20 protein-coding genes are annotated in these 22268 nt (G+C 67.4%); 10 read left to right on the top strand and 10 right to left on the bottom strand.

The features are described from left to right. Positions 1–196: 196 nt before the first annotated feature. The 4 genes from guaA (at position 197) to KCTC_RS04705 (ending at position 3500) form a co-directional block, all read left to right on the top strand. A complete protein-coding gene (gene guaA, locus KCTC_RS04720) occupies positions 197–1783 on the top strand; it encodes a glutamine-hydrolyzing GMP synthase (protein WP_125567231.1) in 1587 nt (528 codons plus the stop codon). 251 nt (positions 1784–2034) lie between these two features. Then, positions 2035–2880, top strand: a complete 846-nt coding sequence (locus KCTC_RS04715) for an SDR family oxidoreductase (RefSeq protein WP_125567228.1) — start codon at positions 2035–2037, stop codon at positions 2878–2880. A 55-nt stretch (positions 2881–2935) separates the two neighbouring features. Continuing rightward, a complete protein-coding gene (locus KCTC_RS04710; protein ID WP_125567226.1) occupies positions 2936–3199 on the top strand; it encodes a hypothetical protein in 264 nt (87 codons plus the stop codon). Then, a complete protein-coding gene (locus KCTC_RS04705; RefSeq protein WP_331852198.1) occupies positions 3099–3500 on the top strand; it encodes a type II toxin-antitoxin system PemK/MazF family toxin in 402 nt (133 codons plus the stop codon). The genes KCTC_RS04710 and KCTC_RS04705 overlap by 101 nt, the downstream gene beginning before the upstream one ends. A 17-nt stretch (positions 3501–3517) precedes the next feature. Here KCTC_RS04705 and KCTC_RS04700 read toward each other — a convergent pair whose 3' ends face one another. From KCTC_RS04700 to KCTC_RS04670, 7 genes are all read right to left on the bottom strand, one after another. Continuing rightward, positions 3518–4237, bottom strand: a complete 720-nt coding sequence (locus tag KCTC_RS04700) for an NYN domain-containing protein (RefSeq protein WP_125567222.1) — start codon at positions 4235–4237, stop codon at positions 3518–3520. A gap of 40 nt (positions 4238–4277) precedes the next feature. After that, complete coding sequence (locus KCTC_RS04695; protein WP_197715249.1) at positions 4278–5786, bottom strand: SDR family NAD(P)-dependent oxidoreductase; 1509 nt, start codon at positions 5784–5786, stop codon at positions 4278–4280. 40 nt (positions 5787–5826) lie between these two features. Then, a complete protein-coding gene (locus tag KCTC_RS04690) occupies positions 5827–7155 on the bottom strand; it encodes a cytochrome P450 (protein WP_125567220.1) in 1329 nt (442 codons plus the stop codon). A gap of 31 nt (positions 7156–7186) precedes the next feature. Beyond that, a complete protein-coding gene (locus KCTC_RS04685; protein WP_125567218.1) occupies positions 7187–9112 on the bottom strand; it encodes an acyl-CoA dehydrogenase family protein in 1926 nt (641 codons plus the stop codon). Positions 9113–9116: 4 nt separating this feature from the next. Next, positions 9117–10949, bottom strand: a complete 1833-nt coding sequence (locus KCTC_RS04680; RefSeq protein WP_125567216.1) for a peroxidase family protein — start codon at positions 10947–10949, stop codon at positions 9117–9119. Continuing rightward, a complete protein-coding gene (locus KCTC_RS04675; protein WP_125567214.1) occupies positions 10949–11593 on the bottom strand; it encodes a hypothetical protein in 645 nt (214 codons plus the stop codon). The genes KCTC_RS04680 and KCTC_RS04675 overlap by 1 nt, the downstream gene beginning before the upstream one ends. A gap of 151 nt (positions 11594–11744) precedes the next feature. After that, complete coding sequence (locus tag KCTC_RS04670) at positions 11745–12827, bottom strand: alpha/beta fold hydrolase (RefSeq protein ID WP_125567212.1); 1083 nt, start codon at positions 12825–12827, stop codon at positions 11745–11747. Positions 12828–12966: 139 nt separating this feature from the next. On the opposite strand from KCTC_RS04670, the gene KCTC_RS04665 reads away from it, so the two are divergent. Together KCTC_RS04665 and KCTC_RS04660 are read left to right on the top strand one after the other, a co-directional pair. Then, on the top strand, positions 12967–15360 hold the full coding sequence (locus KCTC_RS04665) for a CocE/NonD family hydrolase (protein WP_125567210.1): 2394 nt from the start codon (positions 12967–12969) through the stop codon (positions 15358–15360). 27 nt (positions 15361–15387) lie between these two features. Then, entirely contained in the window at positions 15388–16113 is a 726-nt protein-coding gene (locus KCTC_RS04660; RefSeq protein ID WP_125567208.1) for an acyltransferase, read from the top strand. A gap of 9 nt (positions 16114–16122) precedes the next feature. Here KCTC_RS04660 and KCTC_RS04655 read toward each other — a convergent pair whose 3' ends face one another. Together KCTC_RS04655 and KCTC_RS04650 are read right to left on the bottom strand one after the other, a co-directional pair. Further along, positions 16123–16317 (bottom strand): hypothetical protein, encoded by a 195-nt coding sequence (locus KCTC_RS04655; protein WP_125567206.1) that lies wholly within the window; start codon positions 16315–16317, stop codon positions 16123–16125. Further along, a complete protein-coding gene (locus tag KCTC_RS04650) occupies positions 16317–17465 on the bottom strand; it encodes a PspC domain-containing protein (RefSeq protein WP_164512478.1) in 1149 nt (382 codons plus the stop codon). The genes KCTC_RS04655 and KCTC_RS04650 overlap by 1 nt, the downstream gene beginning before the upstream one ends. A 121-nt stretch (positions 17466–17586) precedes the next feature. On the opposite strand from KCTC_RS04650, the gene KCTC_RS04645 reads away from it, so the two are divergent. The 4 genes from KCTC_RS04645 to KCTC_RS04630 are packed head-to-tail and all read left to right on the top strand — an operon-like array spanning position 17587 to position 21777. Next, entirely contained in the window at positions 17587–18870 is a 1284-nt protein-coding gene (locus KCTC_RS04645; protein WP_231998841.1) for an ATP-binding protein, read from the top strand. Continuing rightward, entirely contained in the window at positions 18867–19502 is a 636-nt protein-coding gene (locus tag KCTC_RS04640) for a LuxR C-terminal-related transcriptional regulator (RefSeq protein ID WP_125567202.1), read from the top strand. The genes KCTC_RS04645 and KCTC_RS04640 overlap by 4 nt, the downstream gene beginning before the upstream one ends. A gap of 30 nt (positions 19503–19532) precedes the next feature. Further along, complete coding sequence (locus tag KCTC_RS04635) at positions 19533–19889, top strand: hypothetical protein (RefSeq protein WP_125567200.1); 357 nt, start codon at positions 19533–19535, stop codon at positions 19887–19889. Positions 19890–19929: 40 nt separating this feature from the next. Continuing rightward, positions 19930–21777, top strand: a complete 1848-nt coding sequence (locus KCTC_RS04630; RefSeq protein ID WP_125567198.1) for a glycosyltransferase family 39 protein — start codon at positions 19930–19932, stop codon at positions 21775–21777. Between the two features lie 12 nt (positions 21778–21789). Here the strand turns inward: KCTC_RS04630 and KCTC_RS04625 are convergent, their stop codons facing one another. Beyond that, complete coding sequence (locus KCTC_RS04625; protein ID WP_125567196.1) at positions 21790–22227, bottom strand: SRPBCC domain-containing protein; 438 nt, start codon at positions 22225–22227, stop codon at positions 21790–21792. Positions 22228–22268 lie beyond the last annotated feature (41 nt).

Genomic DNA, 22268 nt, shown 5'->3' with positions numbered 1-22268 from the left:
CGTAACTCCGGGTTTCGGGTCGTCGTTGGAGCAGGTGGCTCGGGACCACCACCCTCCACTGGTGATCCGGGCTGTCCCTCGGGACGTCGGCGCCCGCCACCCTCCCTCCGGCTGGGTGCCGACATCCCGGGGTAGTGCAGTGAGGGGCATGGCCGCCCGCTGCAGTCCGGGCCCGCGAATCCCCTAGGATCTGGGCATGACGACCCCCGCACGCACGGTGTCTGAGCACGACCTGGTCCTCGTCGTCGATTTCGGTGCTCAGTACGCCCAACTCATCGCGCGGCGCGTCCGTGAGGCGAAGGTCTACTCCGAGATCGTCCCGCACACCATGCCTGTCGCAGAGATGCTGGCGCGGAAGCCTGCCGCGATCATCCTGTCGGGCGGGCCGTCGAGCGTGTACGAGCCGGGCGCGCCGTCGATCGACAACGCCCTGTTCCATGCCGGGCTTCCCGTCTTCGGCATGTGTTACGGCTTCCAGTTGATGGCTCTGGGCCTCGGTGGCACCGTCGACAACAACGGCGCTCGGGAGTACGGCCGCACTCCGGTCTCGGTCGGTGCAGGTGGCACGCTGCTCTCCGACATCCCGCCTGCGCACAGTGTCTGGATGTCTCACGGCGACTCGGTCTCGAAGGCTCCGGACGGCTTCACCGTGCTGGCCTCGTCCGAGGGCACCCCGGTGGCGGCGTTCGAGGACACGACCCGGTCGATGGCCGGGGTGCAGTGGCACCCCGAGGTGCTGCACAGCGAGCACGGTCAGCGGGTGCTCGAGCACTTCCTGTGGGACATCGCGAAGTGCCGCCAGACCTGGACCATCGGCAACATCGCCGAGGAGCAGATCGCCCGGATCAAGGAGCAGATCGGCACCGAGGGCCGCGCCATCTGTGGCCTGTCCGGCGGTGTGGACTCGGCTGTCGCGGCTGCGATCGTCACCAAGGCGATCGGTGACCGACTGACCTGCGTGTACGTCGACCACGGTCTGATGCGCAAGGACGAGACCGAGCAGATCGAGCGCGACTTCGTCGCCGCGACCGGAGCCAAGCTCGTCGTGGTCGATGCCGAGAAGCAGTTCCTGGATGCCCTTGCCGGCGTCTCGGAGCCGGAGGCGAAGCGCAAGATCATCGGCCGCGAGTTCATTCGCTCGTTCGAAGCGGCGCAGGCCGACATCATCGCTGCAGCCCCCGAGGGCACGACGGTCGGTTTCCTGGTGCAGGGGACGCTCTACCCGGATGTCGTCGAATCCGGTCACGGAGCCGGCGCTGCGACGATCAAGTCGCACCACAACGTGGGTGGCCTGCCGGAGGACCTCGAGTTCGAACTCGTCGAGCCGCTCCGTGAGCTCTTCAAGGACGAGGTACGCGCCGTCGGCGCCCAACTCGGCCTTCCTGACGTGATCGTCCACCGGCAGCCGTTCCCAGGCCCGGGTCTCGGCATCCGCATCATCGGCGAGGTCACGCGCGAGCGCCTCGACATCCTGCGTGAGGCCGACGCCATCGCCCGCGAGGAGCTGTCCGCCGCCGGTCTGGACCGCGACATCTGGCAGATGCCGGTCGTGCTCCTGGCCGATGTCCGCTCGGTAGGTGTGCAGGGCGACGGTCGTACGTACGGCCATCCCGTCGTGCTCCGACCGGTGACCTCCGAGGACGCGATGACGGCCGACTGGGCACGGTTGCCGTACGAGTTGCTCGAGAAGATCTCGACCCGGATCACCAACGAGGTCCGCGAGATCAACCGGGTGACCGTCGACATCACCTCCAAGCCTCCGGGCACCATCGAATGGGAATGAAGTGAGGTCGCCGAGCGAGCTTGCTCGCTCGAGCGCGCCGAACGAATGACCAGCGGCGCGTAGCGCCGCCTGGGAGTAAGCGCCGAAAGGTGAAGGAATCACCCTCGAAAGGTGAGGAAATTCGGTGCGAGATCGTAGGTATGACCCCGAAATTGCCGGGACGTGGTCGCACGTGGTGCTCGCCGCTGCCTGACCTCACCACTCGAGGGTGATTCCTTCACCTTTCGGCTGTGCGGCAGCAGACTGGTGCCATGACGAAGACGATCTACATCACGGGTGCCTCCAGCGGCATCGGCCGTGCCACTGCGATCGCGATGGCGGGCGCAGGATGGCGAGTCCTTGCCGGCGTACGCACGCAGCAGGCGGCTGAGGCGCTGCGTGCCGAGCACGGATCGATCCTGCCGGTGCATGTCGACATCACCCAACAGTCGAGCATCGATGCGGTGGCGAAGGTCGTGGCGAAGGAGGTCGGCGATCACGGTCTCGACGTCCTCTTCAACAATGCCGGCGTTCCCGCGTCCGGGCCGGCTGAGTTCATCCCGTTGCAGCAGTTCCGCGACGTGTTCGAGGCGAACCTGTTCGGCCACATCGCGGTGACGCAGTCGGTCCTCCCGCTCATCCGGCAGGCGAAGGGCCGGATCTTGTTCACCAGTTCGACCACTGGCAAGTTCGCGCCGCCGTTCATGAGCCCGTACTCCTCCTCCAAGCATGCGATCGAGGGCCTCGCCGATGCCTGGCGGCACGAGCTCCGCCCGCTCGGCGTCGACGTGGTCCTGATCGAACCCGGCGGCATCGCCACCTCGATCTGGGAGAAGGGTCTGGACCCTGCGGTCCAGGACTTCGGGCCGGAGGCCGAGGCCGTGTACGGCAAGGGCATGGCGTGGGCGCTGGACCAGGGTCAGACGGCCGCGAAGATGGCGATCCCTGCCGAGAAGGCAGCGGCGATCATTCGCAAGGCGATCGAGGCCAAGAAGCCCCGGATCCGCTACCTGATCGGGGTGGACGCGCACCTGGCGACCCGGATGAACCGGTTTGCCCCCGGCGTACTCGACACGGCGATCAGCGCTGTGATGAAGCGCGACGCCAAGAAGCGCTGAGCAGCGACCTGAGCACGACCTCGGGAACATGCCACTGTCGTGCTACGTTTGTGGCATGACGCGGCTCCGGATCAGTACGACGGTGGATGAGGATCTCTTGATCCGTGCGCGCGCCTGTTGCAACGGAGCGAAGGATTCGACCGTCATGGAGCGTGCTCTGGTTGCCCTTCTTGCCGAGCATCGTGCTGCCGAGATTGATCGGCGCATCGACGTTTCCTATGCCGCGGTCGAGTACGCGGTCCCGGATGCGTGGGGATCGCTGCCTGGTTTCCTCGACGCTGCTGGGAAGGCGCATGGTGGTCCGGCCGAGTCGTGGTGAGGTCTGGTGGTGCGAAGCCCCGGACTTCCCTCGTCGACCCGTCGTGGTGCTGTCGCGTGACGCCACGATTCCTCGCCTCGGACGGGCCATCGTCGCGCCGTGCACCACGACCATTCGCGGGTTGCCGACCGAGGTTGTGCTGGAGCCGGGCGAGGATCCTGTGCCGCAGCGCTGCGTCGTGGGACTCGACTCCGTCCTCAACGTCTCGCTTGCACAGCTGACGGATCGTCTCGGGTCTTTGTCGGGTACGCGGATGCACTCCGTGTGTGACGCCTTGAGTGTCGCTGTCGGCTGTCCCTGACACTCACTCGAGGATCGCTACGACTTGGCCTTCGTGGATCTCTTGAGCGCCACCTTCGTCGCCGATCCGGTGCCGGTGACCGTCACGTACGGCTGCGCCTTGACCAGCGCGATCAGCCGATCGAATCCGTAGAGCCGAGGGTCGAACGACGCGTTGGCGGCGCGGAGCTGGCTTCCGATGGCGCCGAGGTTCGCGGTGCCATCGTCGCCGGCGGCGCGGTTGATCGCCTTGGTGAGGATGCTCTGCAGATTCGGCAGGTCGGCCGCATCGCTGGAGGGCTCGGTCGAGGTCGACGGCTGGTCGCCCAGCAGTTCGAGGTAGATGAAGCGATCGACCGCCTTGACCAGGGACGCCGGGGTCTTGCGCAGGCCGAGGCCGTACACGATCTTGCCCGAGGCCCGCAGGCGCGTCGCCAGTCCCGTGAAGTCGCTGTCGCTGGAGACGATCGCAAAGCCGTCCACGTCGCCGGAGTAGAGCAGGTCCATGGCGTCGATGATCAACGCACCGTCGGTGGCGTTCTTCCCGGTGGTGTACGCGAACTGCTGCACTGGTGCGATCGCGTTCTCGTTGAGCGCGGACTTCCAGCCGGAGAGCTGCGATGTCGTCCAGTCGCCGTACGCCCGCTTGACGGTGGCGCGGCCGTACTGCGCCAACTCGTCGAGGATGTCCGCGGCGTGCTTCGGAGAGGTGTTGTCGGCGTCAATGAGGACGGCGAGGCGAGCGACGGGTTCGGACATGGATCGATCCTTCCACGTCTGCTCCATGGTGGGCGGGGGCTCACCAGGGGGAGGGCTGGTAGTCCTTGAGGAATGCGCCGTAGAGGTCGACTCCGGCCTCGCCCTGGACGATCGGGTCATAGACCCGTGCGGCACCGTCGACCAGATCGAGCGGCGCGTGCCACCCCTCGGCAGCGATCCGCAGCTTCTCGTAGTGCGGCCGCTCGTCGGTGATCCAGCCGGTGTCGACGGCGGTCATCAGGATCTGGTCGGTCTCGAACAGTTCGCCCGCGGACGTACGCGTCATCATGTTGAGCGCAGCCTTGGCCATGTTGGTGTGCGGGTGCCCGGCGCCCTTGTAACGGCGGGAGAACTGCCCCTCCATCGCCGAGACATTGACGATGTACGCCCGGCGCGCACCGTTCTGGACGGCGGCGCGCATCGCCGGCCGGAGTCGGGAGTTGATCAGGAACGGCGCGATCGAGTTGCAGAACTGGACCTCGAGCAGCTCCAACGGGTCAACCTCGTCCAGGACCTGGGTCCAGGAGTTGTTGATCTGGACGTCCGGGATCAGCCCGCCCGCGTCGATCGCGGTCCCGGCCAGGTGCGCCTCGAGCGAGGCGCCTCCCGCCTTCAGTGCGAGCTGGGTGAGTGAGGCCGCGTTGTGGGCCGCCAGCGCCTGCTCGGTGGTCTCGCCCTCGTGGTGGGCGATCTGGGTGGAGGCCAGCGCCGAGGCAAGAGCCGCCGGGTGGGCCTCCGAGATCCGGTCGAAGGTGATCATCTCCGGAAGGTCGATGCCGCCCGGCAGGGGTGCGTTCTCCCCGTCGATCAGGTTCGAGTACGCCCCGGGCAGGCGGCGTACGGTCTGGCACGCGTTGTTGATGATGATGTCGAGCGGGCCGTCGGCGGCGACCTCATCGGTGAGCGCGACCACCTGGGTGGGGTCGCGCAGGTCGATCCCGACGACCTTGAGCCGGTGCAGCCAGTCGGCGCTGTCCTCCATGGAGGAGAAGCGACGGACCGCATCCTTGGGGAAGCGCGTCGTGAGGGTGAGGTGGGCGCCGTCGCGGAGCAACCGCAGTGCGATGTACATCCCGATCTTGGCCCGCCCGCCGGTCAGCAGGGCGCGCTTGCCGGTCAGATCGGTGCGCTGGTCGCGTTTGGTGTGGCTCATCGCCGCGCAGTCGGGGCACAGCCAGTGATAGAACGCGTCGACCTGGGTGTAGTCGGCCTTGCAGATGTAGCAGCCGCGCGACTTCAGCAGTTCGCCGGCGACAGCGCCCTTCGCGGTCGAGACCAGCGGGATCCCGGCAGTCTCGTCGTCGATCCGTTGGGCGGACCCGGTCGCAGTGCTCTCGATGATCTCGGTGTCGTGGTTCGCGCGGTCCTCGCGGATCGCCAGGCGGCGCGACTTCTTGAGCAGCTTCCACATGTAGCCGGTCGCGTGCTTCACCGTCTGGACGTCGGGGTGCTCGGGATCCAGCCGGTGCAACTCGCGGAGCACCTTGAGAGTGGTCGCCAACTCCACGGGGTCGATGCCGTCGAGAGGCTGATCGTTGTTGGCGCGCACCGCGCGAGTTTATGCGGCCACCCACCGTGGGGGAGAACCCTCAGAGGGAGGCGAGGCCGATCGTGGTGGCGTAGATGTCGAACGTGTAGGGCAGTGGGGTCGCCCAGGACAGCTTCGGACCGCTCTGGAGCGTCGGCGTCGTCGTGATCACGAGCTGGCCGAGGAACGCCTGGCCGAGGAAGATCGACAAGCCAGCGCCGGGGCACCCCTGCGGCCCATGGCTGAAGAAGTTGAACGACCAGTCCTGACCGGCCGTGCCCTCGGACCACTCCTCGGGGGCGTACCGGTCCGCGAACGGGATCCGGTCGCGGTTGCGATGGTTGAAGAGGTTGTGGATCAGCAGCGGCGTGCCCGCCGGGGTCTTCTCGCCGTTCTTCCAGCGCACCTCGGTCTCCTGCACTCTGCCGAACAGGCCGGTGGTCGGCCACAACCGCATCGCTTCGAGGATGCAGCCGGCGAGGTAGGTGGAGTCGGCGACCGTGGAGACCGTGGTCAGCTTCTTCGTGCCGATCTCGGCGCGTACGCGCTCCAGTGCCGTCGGGTGGGTGGCCAACGCTCCGAGTGCGCGGTACAGGTTCGCCGGGAGGGTGTCGCCCATGGCGAACATCCAGTGGATCAACTGCCCCGGGACGTCGGTCTGGCCGTCCGACGGAGCGCTCGGGATCATGCCGGTCAGCGCGTCCGGGTCGGGCGAGGCGACGTACGCGGCGATCCGGGCATGGAAGTCGTCGTACCCGGCCGCAGGAGCGCCCGGCATCTTGTTGCCGGCCGCCATCAGCTCACCCAGCTGCTCAGTCAGGGCCGTGTCATCGGCAGCGGCGTCCCCGAAGACGACGCGTCGGGTCAGCCGCTGGAACGACTCGTTCACCGCGTCGAACGTCACCGGCTCACCGGCTGCGACGAGTTGGTCGGCCGCCTCGACCGCCAGCGCGGCGAAGCGCTTGGCGAGGGCGTGCGTCGGGGCGCCCGGCTGCAGCACCGCATCAGCGAAGGCACGACGATTGGCCCACAGGTCGCCGCGGGAGATCGACAGGGCATTTGGCTGGAAAGCCGTCATCCCCTTCTTCTTGGCGTCCGGGTCCGGAGCGAACGGTGACGGGCTCCCGCCCAGCACTGTCTCGATGTCCTCGGGGTGGGTCAGCAGGAGCGTCTCCTCGGCCCCGACCCGGACCCAGAACGGGTTCGGGCCGTACTTCGCGGCGAGTTTCGCGACCAGGTCGTACGCCAGCTTCTCCGCCGGGACCTTGGCGACGGCTCCGACGACGGCCTCACGCTTCTTGAAGAGTCCCTGGGCCACGTTCGGGATGCCGACCTGGGCGGTGAATCGGACACCTTCGATGATCGAGGCGTGCTTGAAGTCTTGGGCCATCACAGGTCTCCTGAATCGTGGGGAAGAGAGGCTAGGGGAGAAGTTCGGGGAGGAGTTCGTCAGGTACGCCGAACGCGTCGACCAGCGGAACCGCGACCCGGCGCAGATCCCGACAGAGCATGTCGACGGCGCGGGTGATCGACTTGGCGCGTTCGGTCGACAACCGCCCACGCTCCAGCCACCAGGCACGATCGCGCTCGATCTCCGACAACGCGTGCAGACTGGCGACCTGTGACATGACATCGCGCTCAGGGCCCTCAGGCATCGCCTGGACCTTGGTCAGGAACGCCTCGAACACGATCCGTTCGCCGTGTGCCGCAGCCGCCGCGAGGAGGTGGTGCTGGCAACGGCTGAAGACCTCGGCCGGGTCGCCTCCGGCGTCCATGCCGCCCTTCAACCGGCGGGCGACGCTGGAGGTGGTCCGTTCCTCGCGGGTACGCAACATCGCCAACTGGTAGTCGTGATCGAGCAGGTCTCCGCCCGGTTCGGCCTCGTCATGACCGCGGGCGGCATCGCGTACGCGCTCGATCACCGCGCGAGCGATCGTCTTCTCGGCGAGCGTCTCGATCGCCTGCCGACCCACGAACCGCGCGACCGCAACCCCGTCGAGCGAACCGAACTCGTCGCGCAGGTCGGTCAATCGGCCTTTGCCGACCAGCTGCAACAGGATCGTGTTGTCGCCTTCGAACGTGGTGAACACGTCGGTGTCGGCCTTGAGGGCCGCGAAGCGGTTGATGGCCAGATAGCCGGCGCCGCCGCACGCCTCACGGCATTCCTGGATCGCGTTGGTGGCGTGCCAGGTGCCCAGGGCCTTGGTCGCGGCGGCCCGCGACTCCAACGCCCGTCGGCGCCGCTCCGAGGCGTCCGGGTCGCTGAAGATCTCCTTGAAGTCGCGCGCGAGCCGCTCCTGACCGAAGTGCAGGGCGTACGTCCTCGCGATCAGCGGGAGCAGGCGACGCTGGTGCTGGCCGTAGTCCAGGAGCAGAACCTCCGGCTTGCCGGGGACGCCGAACTGCCGACGCGCATCCGCATACCGGGTGGCGATCGTCAACGCGACCTTGGTGGCCTGGATGCCGCCGCCCCCGACGCAGACACGGCCCTGCACGAGCGTGCCGAGCATGGTGAAGAACCGGCGGTCGGGGTTCTCGATCGAGGAGCTGTAGGCACCCTCGGGGCTCACGTCGGCGTAGCGGTTGAGGAGGTTCTCCCGCGGCACGCGTACGTGGTCGAACCAGATCCGTCCGTTGTCGACCCCGTTGAGGCCGAGCTTGGGCCCGCAGTCCTCGATCCTCACGCCCGGCAGCGTCTTGCCCTTGCGGCGCAGGGGCACGAACAGTGCGTGCACCCCATGGTTCTCGCCGTCGACGATCAACTGCGCGAACACCGCAGCCGCCTCGCCGTGACACGCGGCGTTGCCGATGTACTCCTTGCGGGAGGCCTCGTCCGGGGTGTTGATGACGAACTCCTGAGTCGCCGAGTCGTACCTCGCCGTGGTGCCGAGCGCCTGCACGTTGGAGCCGTGTCCGGTCTCGGTCATCGCGAACGCGCCGAGCAGCCGCGCGCTGGCGATGTCGGCCAGGTAGGCGTCGTGGTGGCGCTTGGTGCCGAGTTGGTGGATCGCCCCGCCGAACAGTCCGAACTGGACCCCGAACTTCACCAGCACCGACAGGTCACCGAGAGCCATCGTCTCGAACGCTGCCACGTTGCCCCCGAAGTCGTCGAGTCCGCCGTACTCGACCGGGAATCCGGATCCGGTGAGCCCAGTCTTCGCCGCCTCGAGCACCACGTCGCGTACCCGCTCGCGATAGACCTCCTTCGGCCATTCGGTCGAGTCCGTGATGAGGTCGGCGTTCTCAATGAGCAGTTGCTTGACGCGAGTACGCAACGCCGCGTACTCGCCGTCCAGAAGGGCAGCGAGTACGCGCACGTCGAACGAGTCGGAGACTGGGTCGGTCATGGGATCAGCCGAACGGGAGGTAGGACTTCACCGTGTCCGCGGTGCGAACGATGAGCGGCTTCTTGCCAGGCTCGGCCGCGCCGAGCTCGTGCCACGGTGCGAAGACGCGCTCGACGTCGCCGATGACCGGCTCGAGCTCCGGGTAGTGCCGGAGCAGGACGTCCTTCATCGAGTTGTCGTTGACCCAGTCGAAGCCGGTCTTGGTGTAGACCTCCGGGCGGAAGTCCTTGGTGAAGAACCGGTCGCTCTTGAGGCGGCGTGAGGCCATCAGGATGAAGATCCGGAACGCGGTGTCGGAGAAGCCGAAGCCCTTCGGCGGCTGCTCGGCCTGCATACCGATCTGGAGGTCGACGGCGTCGACGTCACCGTTGTAGATCTCGGCGATCTCCTTCGCCCATTCCTTGTTCGGCGTGATGTCGGTGAACTTCTTGCGACGCGGCATCCGCAGCGCCTCGCGGAAGTCGTTGTAACGCGGCACGCCACGCTCACGGTCACGGACGATGTCGAGGGTCGCCAGGTCGGTGACCTGGCCATCGATACGGGTCAGGTTCCGTAGCGAGTTCGGGTAGTTCTTCAGGCAGACCGCGCCGGCGCTCGCCTTGCCGATCGAGTACCACATGTCACCCATCTGCAGGCTGTCCATGAAGTCGCGGGTGTGCATGCCCTGGATGTCGGTGAAGTATTTGTCGAACTTGTGCTCGCCGCTCTCGAGGGAGAAGAACGACCAGTCGTCGGGGATGAGTGGGTGCATCCGGTAGACAGATACGAACTCCTCGGTCAGCGAGAACGGTGCCGAGTGGTGGTCCGTCGCAGATCCGACGATGCCCGACAGCGCCTCGGAGTCGCCGATGCGGCCGACCTTGTCGCGGAAGGTCTCGCCGAGGGCTCCGTACCAGTTGGCGCTCATGCCGATCTGCAGCGCCGGGTGGCGCAGTACGCACGGGGTCCATTCGACCGTGTGGATCTTGGCGATCAGCGCCGAGACGACCAGGACGCCGAGCTCGAAGAGACGCTGGTCCGACAGATCCGGGTGCGCCTTGGCAATCGCCTCGACGACGGTGTTGTGCTCGCGCGAGAAGAGCGTGTGCAGCAGGCCGGGTCCGAACCAGTAGTTCTCCTGCATGCCCGTCAGGTCCACGCCCGGGATGTCGCTCTTGAAGAGGCGACCGTTGTCGTCGACCTTGATCTTGCCGCCGGAGAACGTACGCATTCCTGCCTGCTTCTCCTGGCCACTGCCGTAGATCTGCGAGCCGTCCCACCAGTGGGTCTCGGCGTTCGCGAACACCGGTGCCGGGCAGCCGTCCTTGATCTCGCCGTGCATCGGGATCGTGTCCCGGATGACCATCGGGTTCTCCGGGAAGTCATCGCCGGCCTGGAGCGGGATCGAGATGAACTTGGTCGGGTCGCCGTTGCCGTGGAAGAACCAGTTGTGGTTCTCGAACTGCAGCCAGGCCGCGCCGAGCGCGTTGAGGATGCCGGCGGGCTTGAACGTGTCCCGTGCCATCAGGCGACGGCTGATCTCGCGCGGGTCGGGGTTGAGCAGGTTCTTGCGGTCCACGACCGTCTTCTCGATCGGGACGTTGCGGCCGAAACCGGTGCCCTTGGCGCCCATGTGCGGGCAGCCGAGGTCGTTGAAGTCGCCCTCAGGAGTACGCGCGCGGATCGCCTCGTCGGTCGCCTCCGGGGTGTCGTCGGGGCGCATGTCCTCGCCCTCGAAGAGGTTGTGCTCGCGCAGGTCGTTGCGCTCCCTGGAGAGGTTGGCGAGCTGCAGCGTCAGCGACGGGTGCTCGTACCACTGCAGGCCGAGCGGGTTGAGGGGGTTGAGCTGGGGCTTCATCAGTCCTCCTGTGTGGGGTCGGTACGCAGAGCGAAGTAGCCAAGTTTGAGGTAGGAGCCGGTCGGCAGCCGGAGCAGGATCTTGCCGAGGTACGTACCCGGCACCAGCTCGACGAGCTCGTCGCGGATGCTGCGGATGAGCAGGCGCGGGTTCTGGGCCAGGTCGGCGTAGTCGATCACCAGGACCTCGCGGTCGGGATCGTCCTTGCCACTCTCGACGTACGTCTGGAAGTCGAACGCGATCCGCTCGCCCTGCTTGCCCTTCATGGCGTACAGCGGCCACAGCACCTTGCTGACCACGACCGACTGTTCCGTCATCCGGTTGTCGCCGGTCTGGGTGTCGGCGTGGAATCGCTTGCCCTCCCACGGCATCCACGCAGAGGTGAGCTTGCGGAGCGCGACATCGGTCACCGCGCTCGTCGTGGTGAGGACCAGGATCCCGTCGGTCGGGCCGTCGAGGCCGGTGGCCGGAGAGCCAGCGCGGAACAACTCGTTGAGCTGTTCGTCGGCGCCGTTGCGGTCCTCTGCGCCCAGGGTCTGCAGTTCGAGGATGCGGTCCCAGGCGGCGTCCGCGGCACCGGCGGCATCGGTTCTCGCCGCAGTTCGCCACGCGGCCACCACGGCGGTGGAGTTCTCAGTGCTCAATGTCTCGCCTTAGAACCGCGATGTGACGGGGGTCACCTCGACCCCTCATAACTTAGGGCGAACTGAAGATGCCGCGACAGGTTTCGCAGCGTTCGTCTTGCCCTGCGTTCGAATTGCCCCGTGATCGAGCCTCGATCCGGCGCGGCAGGGCTCACGCCACGTCGTGATCGGCGATGAAGTCGTTGATGTACGTCCAGGTCGTCTCGGGCGCCTTCGTACCGGTGAGCGCGCCGAGGTGACCGCCGGGCACCAGCGGAAGGCGTACGTCGGGTGAATTCGGCACGAGCGCGCCGACGTGATGTGCGACCCCCTCCGGAACGAGCACGTCCGTCATGCCCGCCGCGTTCATCACCGGCACTGTGATGGTGGCGAGATCCACCAGGTGGGTCGGTCCCTGCACCTTGCCGGTGGCCAGCTCATTGCGGATCGCCATCCGCTGGTAGAGCTGCATCGTGGCCCGGCCCGGGTAGGCGAACATGTTGTTCATGATCTCGTCGACGGCCTGGATCTGACCGAGGAAGTCGCGGTCCTCCCGCCGGGTCCACAAGGTCTTCGGCTTCTTCAGATACGTCGGCAGTGCGGTCGCCTTGAACGCCAGACTCACTGCCGGCGCCGGCACTGATCCCGCGGCCTTGATGACCGTGCCCATGATCCGACCGCCGGTCACCTTGCCGATCGCCCGGATCGGCTTGAGCATCGGGTTCTTCGACATGTCGAACGGACTCGCGACCATGGCGACCGTACGAATCGGGAGATCCGGGTAGACGGCCGTGGTGCCGATCGACAGCAGCCCGCCCATGCACCAGCCGACGAGGTGGACGTCCTGTCCCCCTGCATCCTCGGAGACCTTCTGGATCGCCCGGGGGAGTACGTCGTTGACGAAGTGTTCAATGCCGACCTTGGCGTCAGCGCCCTTCAGCGGGCCGTAGTCGACCAGATACGTCGGACGCCCGCGCTCGACGAAGTCCGACGCCAGCGACAGGCCCTGCCGCAGGTCGAAGCACGAAGCCTGCGCGCCGAGCGGTGGCACGAGCAGGACCGGTCGGCCGTCCGTCTCGCCGCGGGCGACGTACCGGTGGAGTTCGAGGGTCCGACCGCTGTCAATGATCTCCGAGGGCGTACGCGTCGTGTCGGCGACACCGCGACGCACCAGGAAGTCCCAGAGGTTGACGACCGACTGGCGGCGAACGTCCATCGGACGGCGAGGATCGAGGACGTGACGCGGTGTTGCCATGGATCGATTGTTGCGCACGTCACATCGGGGCGGTTGTAGAACGAGTTATAGAAAGTTGTGGCCAAACCGTTACGCCTGACTGTGGCCGGAGTTAGCCTCTCGAGAGGTCGGTGTGCCGGCCACGGAACCTGGAGGTCTGATGGGTCGGTCGCGCATCGTGCGGACGCTGGTGGCGGCTACGGCCGTGGTGGCGGCTTCGTTGACGGCAGTGGAGGTCGCCGCACCAGCTGCTCAGGCCGCCGGGTACAAGATCGTCGCCTTCGGTGGCGCCCGCCAGATCTGGTCGGAGCGGCTCCCCAAGAGTGTGCCGGTGACGCTGATCAGCCCGTCGGGTGCGGCGATGCGCACGCAGACGACGAGTCCCCTCGGCGCGCTCCTGTTCCGCAACGTGCCCGCCGGTGCCGGCTACCGACTCAGGCTCAACGGTCACCTGTCCGGCCCGATCGCCGTGCACAGCGATGTGGACACCCCGTGGAACCTCGGCGCCATCCGCAGTCAGAACATCCCCGACACCGGGTACGGCTATCTGACCACTCGTGACGGCACCAAGCTGGCGTACATGGTGAGCCTGCCGACCCGGCCGGCGACGCTCGGAGTGGGCCTCCCGCCCGAGGTCGCCTCGGCGCTGCAGGGACCCGCGTACGCGGCCCCGTACCCGACCCTGATCGAGTACTCCGGGTACGGCACCGCGGACCCGCACGGGCCGCAGAACGGCATCGCGGCGCTGGCGAACCTGATGGGCTTCGCCGTCGTCGACGTGCAGATCCGTGGCTCCGGCTGTTCCGGCGGCGCGTACGACTTCTTCGAACGGATGCAGGAACTGGACGCGTACGACGCCATCGAGGCCGTCGCTGCCCAGCCGTGGGTCAAGGGCCACAAGGTCGGCATGCTCGGCATCTCGTACGGCGGCATCAGTCAGCTGTTCGCGGCCATGACGCGGCCGCCGTCGCTCGCGGCGATCGCACCGCTCTCGACCATCGACTCGGTCGCCACGACGCTTTTCCCCGGCGGCGTCATCAACGACGGCTTCGCCGTGGAATGGGCCAAGGAGCGCGTACACGACGCGCTGCCCTCGGGTCCGGGTGCCGGCCAGGACTACGCGGCCAAGCAGATCGCCGCCGGCGACACGACCTGTGCGTACAACCAGATCATGCACAGCCAGGCACTCGACCTGATGGGGAAGATTCGCGCCAACCAGCACTACATCCCGTCCCAGGCGGACCCGCTGGACCCGATCACCTTCGTCAACAAGATCAACGTGCCGGTCTTCCTCGCGTGCCAGTTCGAGGACGAGCAGACCGGTGCGCACTGCCCAGACCTCTACCGGCACATGACCGGGACGAACAAGAAGTGGGCTTACTTCACCAACGGGTCCCATGGGGACTCGCTGGATCCAGCGACCTTCACCCGGATGTTCGACTTCTTCGAGGTCTATGTCGCCAAGGAATCCCCGCTGGTGAAATCTGCGCTCCTGAAGGTGGTTGCGCCGCTCCTGTTCAACCAGGTCTTCGGCACCCCGATGACGGATCCGATCACGCTGCCGAACGACCCGATCCAGACACAGCTGACCCTTTCCGGTGCACAGCAGATGTTCGAGGCGCAGAAGCCGATCACGATCATGTACGACAACGGTGCCGGCAAGAACCTGCCGACCAACGCCGACGGTGACCCGATCGCTGCCTTCGAGCGGAGCTACACCTCGATCCCGGCGCCCGGCACGAGCGCTGCCCGGTGGTACCTCTCGACGGGTGGCAAGCTCAGCATCGCGGCTCCGGGCATCAGCGTCGCCGACACCTTCGTCGCCAACCCGAAGGCGACCCCGCTCAACAGCTGGAACGCCAAGCTCGGGACCGGTGTGGGCACCGGCGGGCTGTGGGGCAACGCCTCGCAGTGGAGCTACAACTGGAAGCAGCCTCCGGCGGCCAACCAGGTCTCGTACGTCACCCCTGCGTTGACCAAGGACACGACCGTCCTCGGCGCCGGCGCGGTCTACGTCTGGGTCAAGTCGAGTACGCCGGACGTCGACCTGCAGGCGACGGTCACCGAGATCCGCCCCGACGGCAAGGAGACGTTCGTCCAGAACGGCTGGCAGCGGCTGAGCGAACGCAAGCTCGCCGGCGCCACCGGCAGCCCGATGAAGCAGCCCAGCACCGAGATGGAGCCGTTCTCGAGCCTGCTGGCCAGCGACGTACGTCCGATGCCGGCCGGCAAGTACACCAAGGTCGCGATCCCGCTCTACTACGAGGGGCACGTCTACCGGGCCGGTTCGCGGATCCGGGTCACGATCTCCGGGCTCAACGGCGACCAGCCGATCTGGAACTTCGTCGAGACCCAGCCGCCGTCGGGCACCAGCACCGTCTCCATCGGGCTCGGCGCCCAGTTCGGGTCGTACCTCGTGCTTCCGGTGACCTCGGACGGCCCGGCACCGACGCCGCTGCCGGCCTGCCCGTCGCTGCGCAACGAGCCGTGCCGTCCGTACGTGGCAACCGGGAATCACGACGCGCATCTGTTTGGTGTCCCCGCGAAGCTCTGAGGCTCAGGGCTTCCGTAGGGTTGCCGCGTGACCTGGGTGTTGGGAGATGAGCCGTCGCAGGGCGTACGCGCTCGACTGCTGAGTGCTGGCGTACGCCAGGACGTCCTGGACGGACTGTCGCTGCGGGAAGTCATCGATCCTCTGCCGGACTGGTGGTCGCTCCAGCGCAACCACCTGTTCGTCGTGCCTGACGTAGATCTGCCGGCACGGCTCATCGAGACGATGACCGGGATCCCCTTCGCTGATTCGTTGTTCGTGGTCGCCTCGACCATGGAGCCGGTCGCCAGCCTGCTCGTGGGTGGGGACGGACCGGTGGTCTTCTTCGGCCCGGAGGTGAACCTCCTGTGGGGCGACATCTACTGCGGCGCCCATTCGGAGATCATCCTCAACGGCCGCACCACTGGCACCGGCCGCACGATGCTCGACGCACGCAATGGCGGCCACATCATCGCCCAGCCCGACCAACTCTGGGCCGACAACCTCTATCTGGCCACTGACGACATGCACCGGCTGGAAGATGTTGCCACGGGGGATCGGATCAACGCCTTCGGCGGTCGGATCACGCTGGGCGAGCATGTGTGGATCGCTCGGGACGCCGTCGTGACCGGCAACGTCGCGGTCGGCGACGGGTCGGTCATCGGCATGCGCAGCCTCGTCCGCAACCAGACGATCCCGGCACAGGCCGCGGCAGCCGGCACCCCGGCACGGGTGATCCGTACCGGAGTGACGTGGCGGGGCGAGGACACCCCGTAGGCGTCTGCGTCAGCTGCGCTTGCGACTGGTCACGGCCAGCGCCACCAGGCTTGCTCCGCCGCCGATGAGCAGGGGGAGCGGGATCAGCCAGCGCAGGTTGTCGGTCCCGATGGTGTCGCTGGCGTAGAGCCCCCAGACGCCGGTCAGCAGCAGGAACACCAGGCCCATCACGAGTTGTCCGACGCGTACGGAATTGGGGTTCATCATTCGCTCCTGAGCTGGATGGCGCCGAAGCGGATCGACGCGTCGACGGTGATGGTCGGGTGGCCGGCGGCTGCCGGGAAGGTGTGGTCGTACGTGGCCCTTGGGCCGTCGTGCTCGTCGTCCCAGGTCTGGATCGACCCGGCCCCGCGGACGGTGCCGTGGAAGATGACCCCGGTGCCGGAGGGAACGATCAGCTGGATCCGCCCGAACGTGCCGTTGAGGTCGAGGACCCGACCGTCGAGCGCCTTCTGGTCACTGACCTGGGTGAGGTCGACGGTGAGTGATCCGGTGCCGAGGCTGTACGACGGCATCACGGCGGCAGCACTCGTCGGGGTGATGTCGAGGGTCTTGCCCTGTCCGACCCCGTTGCCCGCGGTGCCGACGACGGTGGCGAACGCGGCCACGATGCCGAGGGCGATGAGACCACCGGCACGTCCCCAGAAGGCGCCGACGATGAGGTACGCACCGATGACGGCCAGTGCCAGCGCCGGGTACGCACCGAGGTTCGGGTGATGTCCGGCTGCGGCCATCAGGCCCAGGATGCCTTCGCCGACGGCGATCGTCGCGAGCGCGAATCCGAACCAGACCGGGCCATTGCGCCTCGGTCGCGGGGCGACGTACGTCGGCTCGCCGGCAGCGCCCATGACGGTGGTGTCGTTCGTCTGGGGGCTGACGGAACCGTTGGCGATAGGGGAGGCCCAGGACCGGCGGCGCTCACGACGGTTGGTCACCACCGCGACGACGATGCCGATGACCACCAGCGGCCAGGGGAACCAGTCGTGGGTGCCGAACGGCAGTCCGAGCAGCCAGACCGCGGCCACCGCCGCGGTACCCCACAGCAGCACGGTGCGGGTACGTGCATCGAGATGGATCGGGGCGTGGTGCTTGCCGTCCTCGGGGACGAGCAGCCACAGGGCCGCGTACACAAAGACGCCGACCCCGAACATCATGGACACGACGAGCGCGATCCGGACGACGAGGGGGTCGATGTCGAAGTGGCGGGCCAGGCCACCGGCGACGCCGGCGATGTGGCGGCCGTACGGCGATTCAGCAGTGGTTCGGCGCAGCCGGGACAGGTCGCGGACCGGGTCTGCAGGTCGAGGAGCAACGTCCTCGGGTACTGCGGTGTCGTCAGGTGATGTGGTCATGGTCCAACCGTCCTCGATCCGGGATCCCGCCACCATCGGGGAACACCCTGAGATCGTGCCTGATCGGGACTCAGGGTGATCACTGATGTGCGCCTACGCGCGCGCATGTGACGATTCCGGGGTGAGTGTTGCTGATCCTGCCGACGTACGCCGCCCGAGGGTGGCCGGCGAACCACGTCGGGCCCACCGGGACATGACGGACTCGCTCCTGGGCGGCGTCGCCGCAGGGCTCGCCGATCATCTGGGGCTCCCGGTGCTCGGCGTACGTGCGTTCTTCATCCTCACCACCGCGCTGAGCGGCCTCGGGCTGGGCCTGTACGCGGCCTGCTGGGTGATGCTGCCTGCGGGATCGCCGTCCGCCGATCAGACGGTGGGGGCAGAGGCTTTTGGTCGTCTCGGACTTCGTCCCAGGCCATTGAGGCGCATGGTGGACCTCGGACCCACACTCGCCCTGGTCGCTTTCGGTGCCGGCGGGATCCTGCTGCTCGGACCGACGATCGGCATCCCGGCTCGGGTGCTGTGGCCGCTGATGGCAGCGCTGGCCGGCGTCGGCTTGCTGTGGCGCCAGGCCGATGAGGCGCAACGGTCGCGTTGGACCGATCCGCTCGGTCGGATGTCGTGGGTGCGCTTCGTCTTCGGCGGCGGAGGTTGGGGTGCGTACGCCCGGGCGGGCGCGGGCCTCGTCCTGGTGTTGCTCGGCCTGCTCACCTTGTCGCTGCAACAGGTGCGCTGGTCGGACGTACGGACCTTGACCCTGGCGTTCGTCTTCGCGCTCGGAGGTGTCGCGCTGGTGGTCGGCCCGTGGGTCTCGAAGCTCGTCACCGACCTCGCGACCGAACGTGCCGAGCGCGTACGTTCTCAGGAACGGGCGGATGTTGCTGCCCATCTCCACGACTCGGTCCTGCAGACCCTGGCGATGATCCAGCGGTCGGCCGGCGATCCCGAGACGGTGGCGCAGTTGGCTCGCTCACAGGAGCGAGATCTGCGTACCTGGCTCTACGAACCCGGTGTCGAGGGGACGGTCGCGGCGGCGCTCAGACAGGCGGCCGCCGAGATCGAGGACACCCACCGGGTCAAGGTCGATGCGGTGGTCGTCGGTGACGCGCCGCTCACCGAGTCGTCGGCGATCGTGGCGGCGGCACGGGAGGCCATGGCCAACGCGGCACGCCACGGCGGTGGGTCGGCGGTGTCGGTCTATGCCGAGGTCAGCGACGACACTGTCGAGGTGTTCGTACGCGACCGGGGGCCAGGCTTCGACATCGACGCGATCCCGGCTGACCGCCACGGTGTACGCGACAGCATCGTCGGTCGGATGGAGCGTCATGGCGGGACCGCCGAGATCGTCAGTCAGCTCGGAGAGGGGACCAACGTGCGTCTGCGGCAGCCTCGAGGAGCAGTGGCATGACCACCGTCGTGATCGTGGACGACCACGCCATGTTCCGGCGGGGCGTACGCGCCGAGCTCGCCGAGCATGTCGACGTCGTCGCCGAAGCCGGGGATGTCGCGGAGGCCGTCGCCGTCATTCGCGCGGAGCAGCCCGATGTCGTACTCCTCGACGTGCATCTGCCCGGCGGCGGAGGTGTCGAGGTGATTCGTCAGGCGCCTTCGACCGACGGCCGCCCGGTCTATCTGGCGCTGTCGGTCAGTGACGCGGCCGAGGACGTAATCGGTGTCATCCGCGGGGGCGCGAGGGGCTACGTCACCAAGACCATCACCGGCCCCGAACTCGTGGATGCGATCCGACGGGTCGACGCCGGGGACGCGGTGTTCTCGCCGCGTCTGGCGGGGTTCGTGCTGGACGCGTTCGCGGGAGCGATCCCACTCGCAGCCGTCGACGAGGACCTCGACAGCCTGACCGAGCGGGAGCGCGAGGTGATGCGATTGATTGCTCGCGGCTATGCGTACAAGGAGGTCGCCGGCGAGTTGTTCATCTCGATCAAGACCGTCGAGACCCACATGTCGAGCGTCCTGCGGAAGCTGCAACTCACCTCGCGCCACGAACTCGCCCGCTGGGCCGCCGACCGACGCTTGTTCTGAGCGGCCGCCGCGAGACGTTAGCCTCGTGCCATGACCGCTGTTGAGAACGTTCTGATCGCGATCCATCTGCTCGGCTTCGGTGCCCTCTTCGGCGGCATCCTGATCCAGGCCAAGGACCCGGTGAAGAAGATCAACTTCCTCATGCGTGACGGCGCCGGCACGACCGTCGTTGCTGGTCTCGCCCTCTACATCGTCGAGAAGGTGCACGACACCCACAGCAAGGCCTGGGACGCCAAGATGGGCGTGATGATGCTCGTCGGCATCGTCGTCCTCGGCCTGGTGATGGCGAACCTGCGCAAGGAGTCGATCTCCAGGAACTTCTGGCTCGCGCTGCTCCTGATCGTCATCGCGAACGTCGGCGTCGCGACCATCTGGACCGCGAGCTGAGCCCACCGGTGTGACTGGCGCGTACGCGCGGGTGCGCACTGTGTCTGTCCAGTCCGTGTTCACCCGCGAGCGCCAGGTCCTCGCTCTCATCGTCCTCGCCGGGCTGGCACTGGCCTCGGCTCATCTCGCGAGCGCTCCGCTCACGGGCTACTACGCCACGGCGGTACGGAGCATGTCCGGGAGTTGGCATGCGTGGTTCTTCGGTGCGCTCGACCCCGCCAGCACGATCTCGGTCGACAAGGTGCCCGGCTGGTTGCAGATCCAGGCTCTGTTCGTCCGTGTGCTCGGGTTCCACGGGTGGGTGATCGAGCTTCCGCAGATCCTTGCCGAGGGCGTTTCGATCGTTGCCTTGTACGCCGCGGTCCGCCGTTGGCGGGGCGTACCCACCGCGCGGCTGGCCGCGGCGTTGTTCGTGCTGACGCCGATCGTCACCCCGACGTTCGCTCATGCGATGGAGGACGGCCCGCTCGCGTGCTGCCTGATCCTCGCCCTTGATCGCGCGCATCGCGCTGCCGTCACCGGGGCCACGCGGTCGTTGATCGCCTCGGCGCTGTGGATCGCGCTCGGCTTCCAGATGAAGATGGCCGAGGCGTGGCTGGTGCTTCCGGCGGTGCTGATCGCGTACTCCGTCTGCGCCCCGGTCAGCGGTCGGGTCCGAGCGCTCCGCGCCGTCGTCGCGACGGCGGTCTGCGTGCTGGCCTCCCTGCTGTGGGTCACAATCGTGGCTCTCGTCCCTGCAGGTTCGCGCCCGTACGTCGACGGCACCTCGACCGACAACGTGTTCACGATGGTGTTCGGCTACAACGGGCTGGAGCGTCTCGGCATCCACCTGCCCGGCGCGATGCCGCAGGGGCTGCGCCTCGCTCATCCTGTGTTCGTGCCCGGCGACGGGTGGGCCAAATTGATCGACGGGCACCTCCTGCCGCAGATCGGGTGGCTGATCCCGCTGACGCTGGCCGGCATCGTGGTGGGCTGGCGTACGAACCGTGGACTCGAGCGCGCCGGATGGCTGCTGTGGAGCGGCGCCTGGGTCACGTTCGCGCTGGTCCTGAGTGCCGTCGGCCGGCTTCCGCATGCGGCGTACGTGGTCGTACTGGCGGCCCCGATGGCGGCGCTGTCGGCGGCCTTCCTCGTGGATCTGGTGACGATGCGGCGACGCACCATGGCTGTTGTCGTCGTCTTCCAGAGTTGTTGGTCCGCGTGGGTGTGGGCCGTGGAGCCGTCGTTCGTCGAATGGCTGCGGTGGGGTGTGGTCGCGATTGCGGTGCTGTTGCTCGTGAATCTCCATCGACTGTCGACGAGGGCTCTCGCGACGGTCGTCACAGCGACCCTTCTGATCGGTCCGGCCGCCTGGACCGCCTCCACCCTCAACCCGGCGTACGCGGGCTCCGACGTCGAGGCGACGGCCGGGCCGCCGGGGCCGCTCCTCGCCAGTGTGGCGACACCAGCACAGGTCGCGGACTTCGGGGCTGACGGTGCCGATTTCGTCGCCCCGACCGCAACGCTCAGTGGTGACGCGGCCAAGGTGTGGCAGATCGCCAAGCAGCGGCAGGGATCTGCCCGCTTCCCGTTGACGACGGTGGGCTGGTTCATCGCACAACCGTTCATCCTGGCCACGGGGGAGCCGGTCTGGCCGATCGGCGGCTACTCCCATCTCGTCCCGACCCCGACACTGGCTGAGTTCCAGGCCGCTGTGCGATCCGGCGAGGTGCGGATGGTGCTGCTCGGTGCGTACGGTTTCAGGGCCGCGATCCAGGACGGATCAGCCAGCACGGACATCGTGCAATGGGTGGCGGGGCACTGTGCCCGGGCAGGGTCGTGGATCTACCCGCCCTCAGGCCAGACCACAGCCGCGGTCCACCTCTTCGACTGCTCGAATGCGCTCTGACCCTGAGGGGTGTCAGACGGTCTCTGCCCGGGCCTTGAGTCCGGCGGCGACCCCGTCGAACCCGCGTCGCAGTGTCTGGCCGAACATCAACCGGACCAGTGGTTCGAGCCACCCGCGGATCTCGAAGTGGGCGGTGTAGCGCGTACGGCCGTCATCGAGTGCGGCCACGCTCTGGGTACGCAGGCTGCGAAGCGTCCCGCCTGGCACCGGCTTCATCGTGTAGCTGAACTCGGAGCCAGGCGTGTGCGTACGCACTCGCTCGCGCTGCCGCCTCAGTGGCCCCGGTCCCAGGCGGACCCACATGTCGATCGGCTGTCCCGGCATCAACGTGGAGGCGCACCGCACCGCCAACGGGTTCCAGCGGTCGTACTCCTCGAAGGTGGTGAGGACGCGCCAGACCGTCGCTGCGGGGGCGTCGATGTCGACGACATGGTCGATGGTGAGAGCCATGCAGCAACCCTAGAACGAGTTCTACCTTCACGAAACTGTTC

Origin of the sequence: Nocardioides baekrokdamisoli (assembly GCF_003945325.1) — a bacterium.
GTDB classification, from domain to species: Bacteria; Actinomycetota; Actinomycetes; order Propionibacteriales; family Nocardioidaceae; genus Nocardioides; species Nocardioides baekrokdamisoli.
Note: the sequence above shows the minus strand (reverse complement) of the source record. Positions and strands in the feature narration are given on the sequence as shown.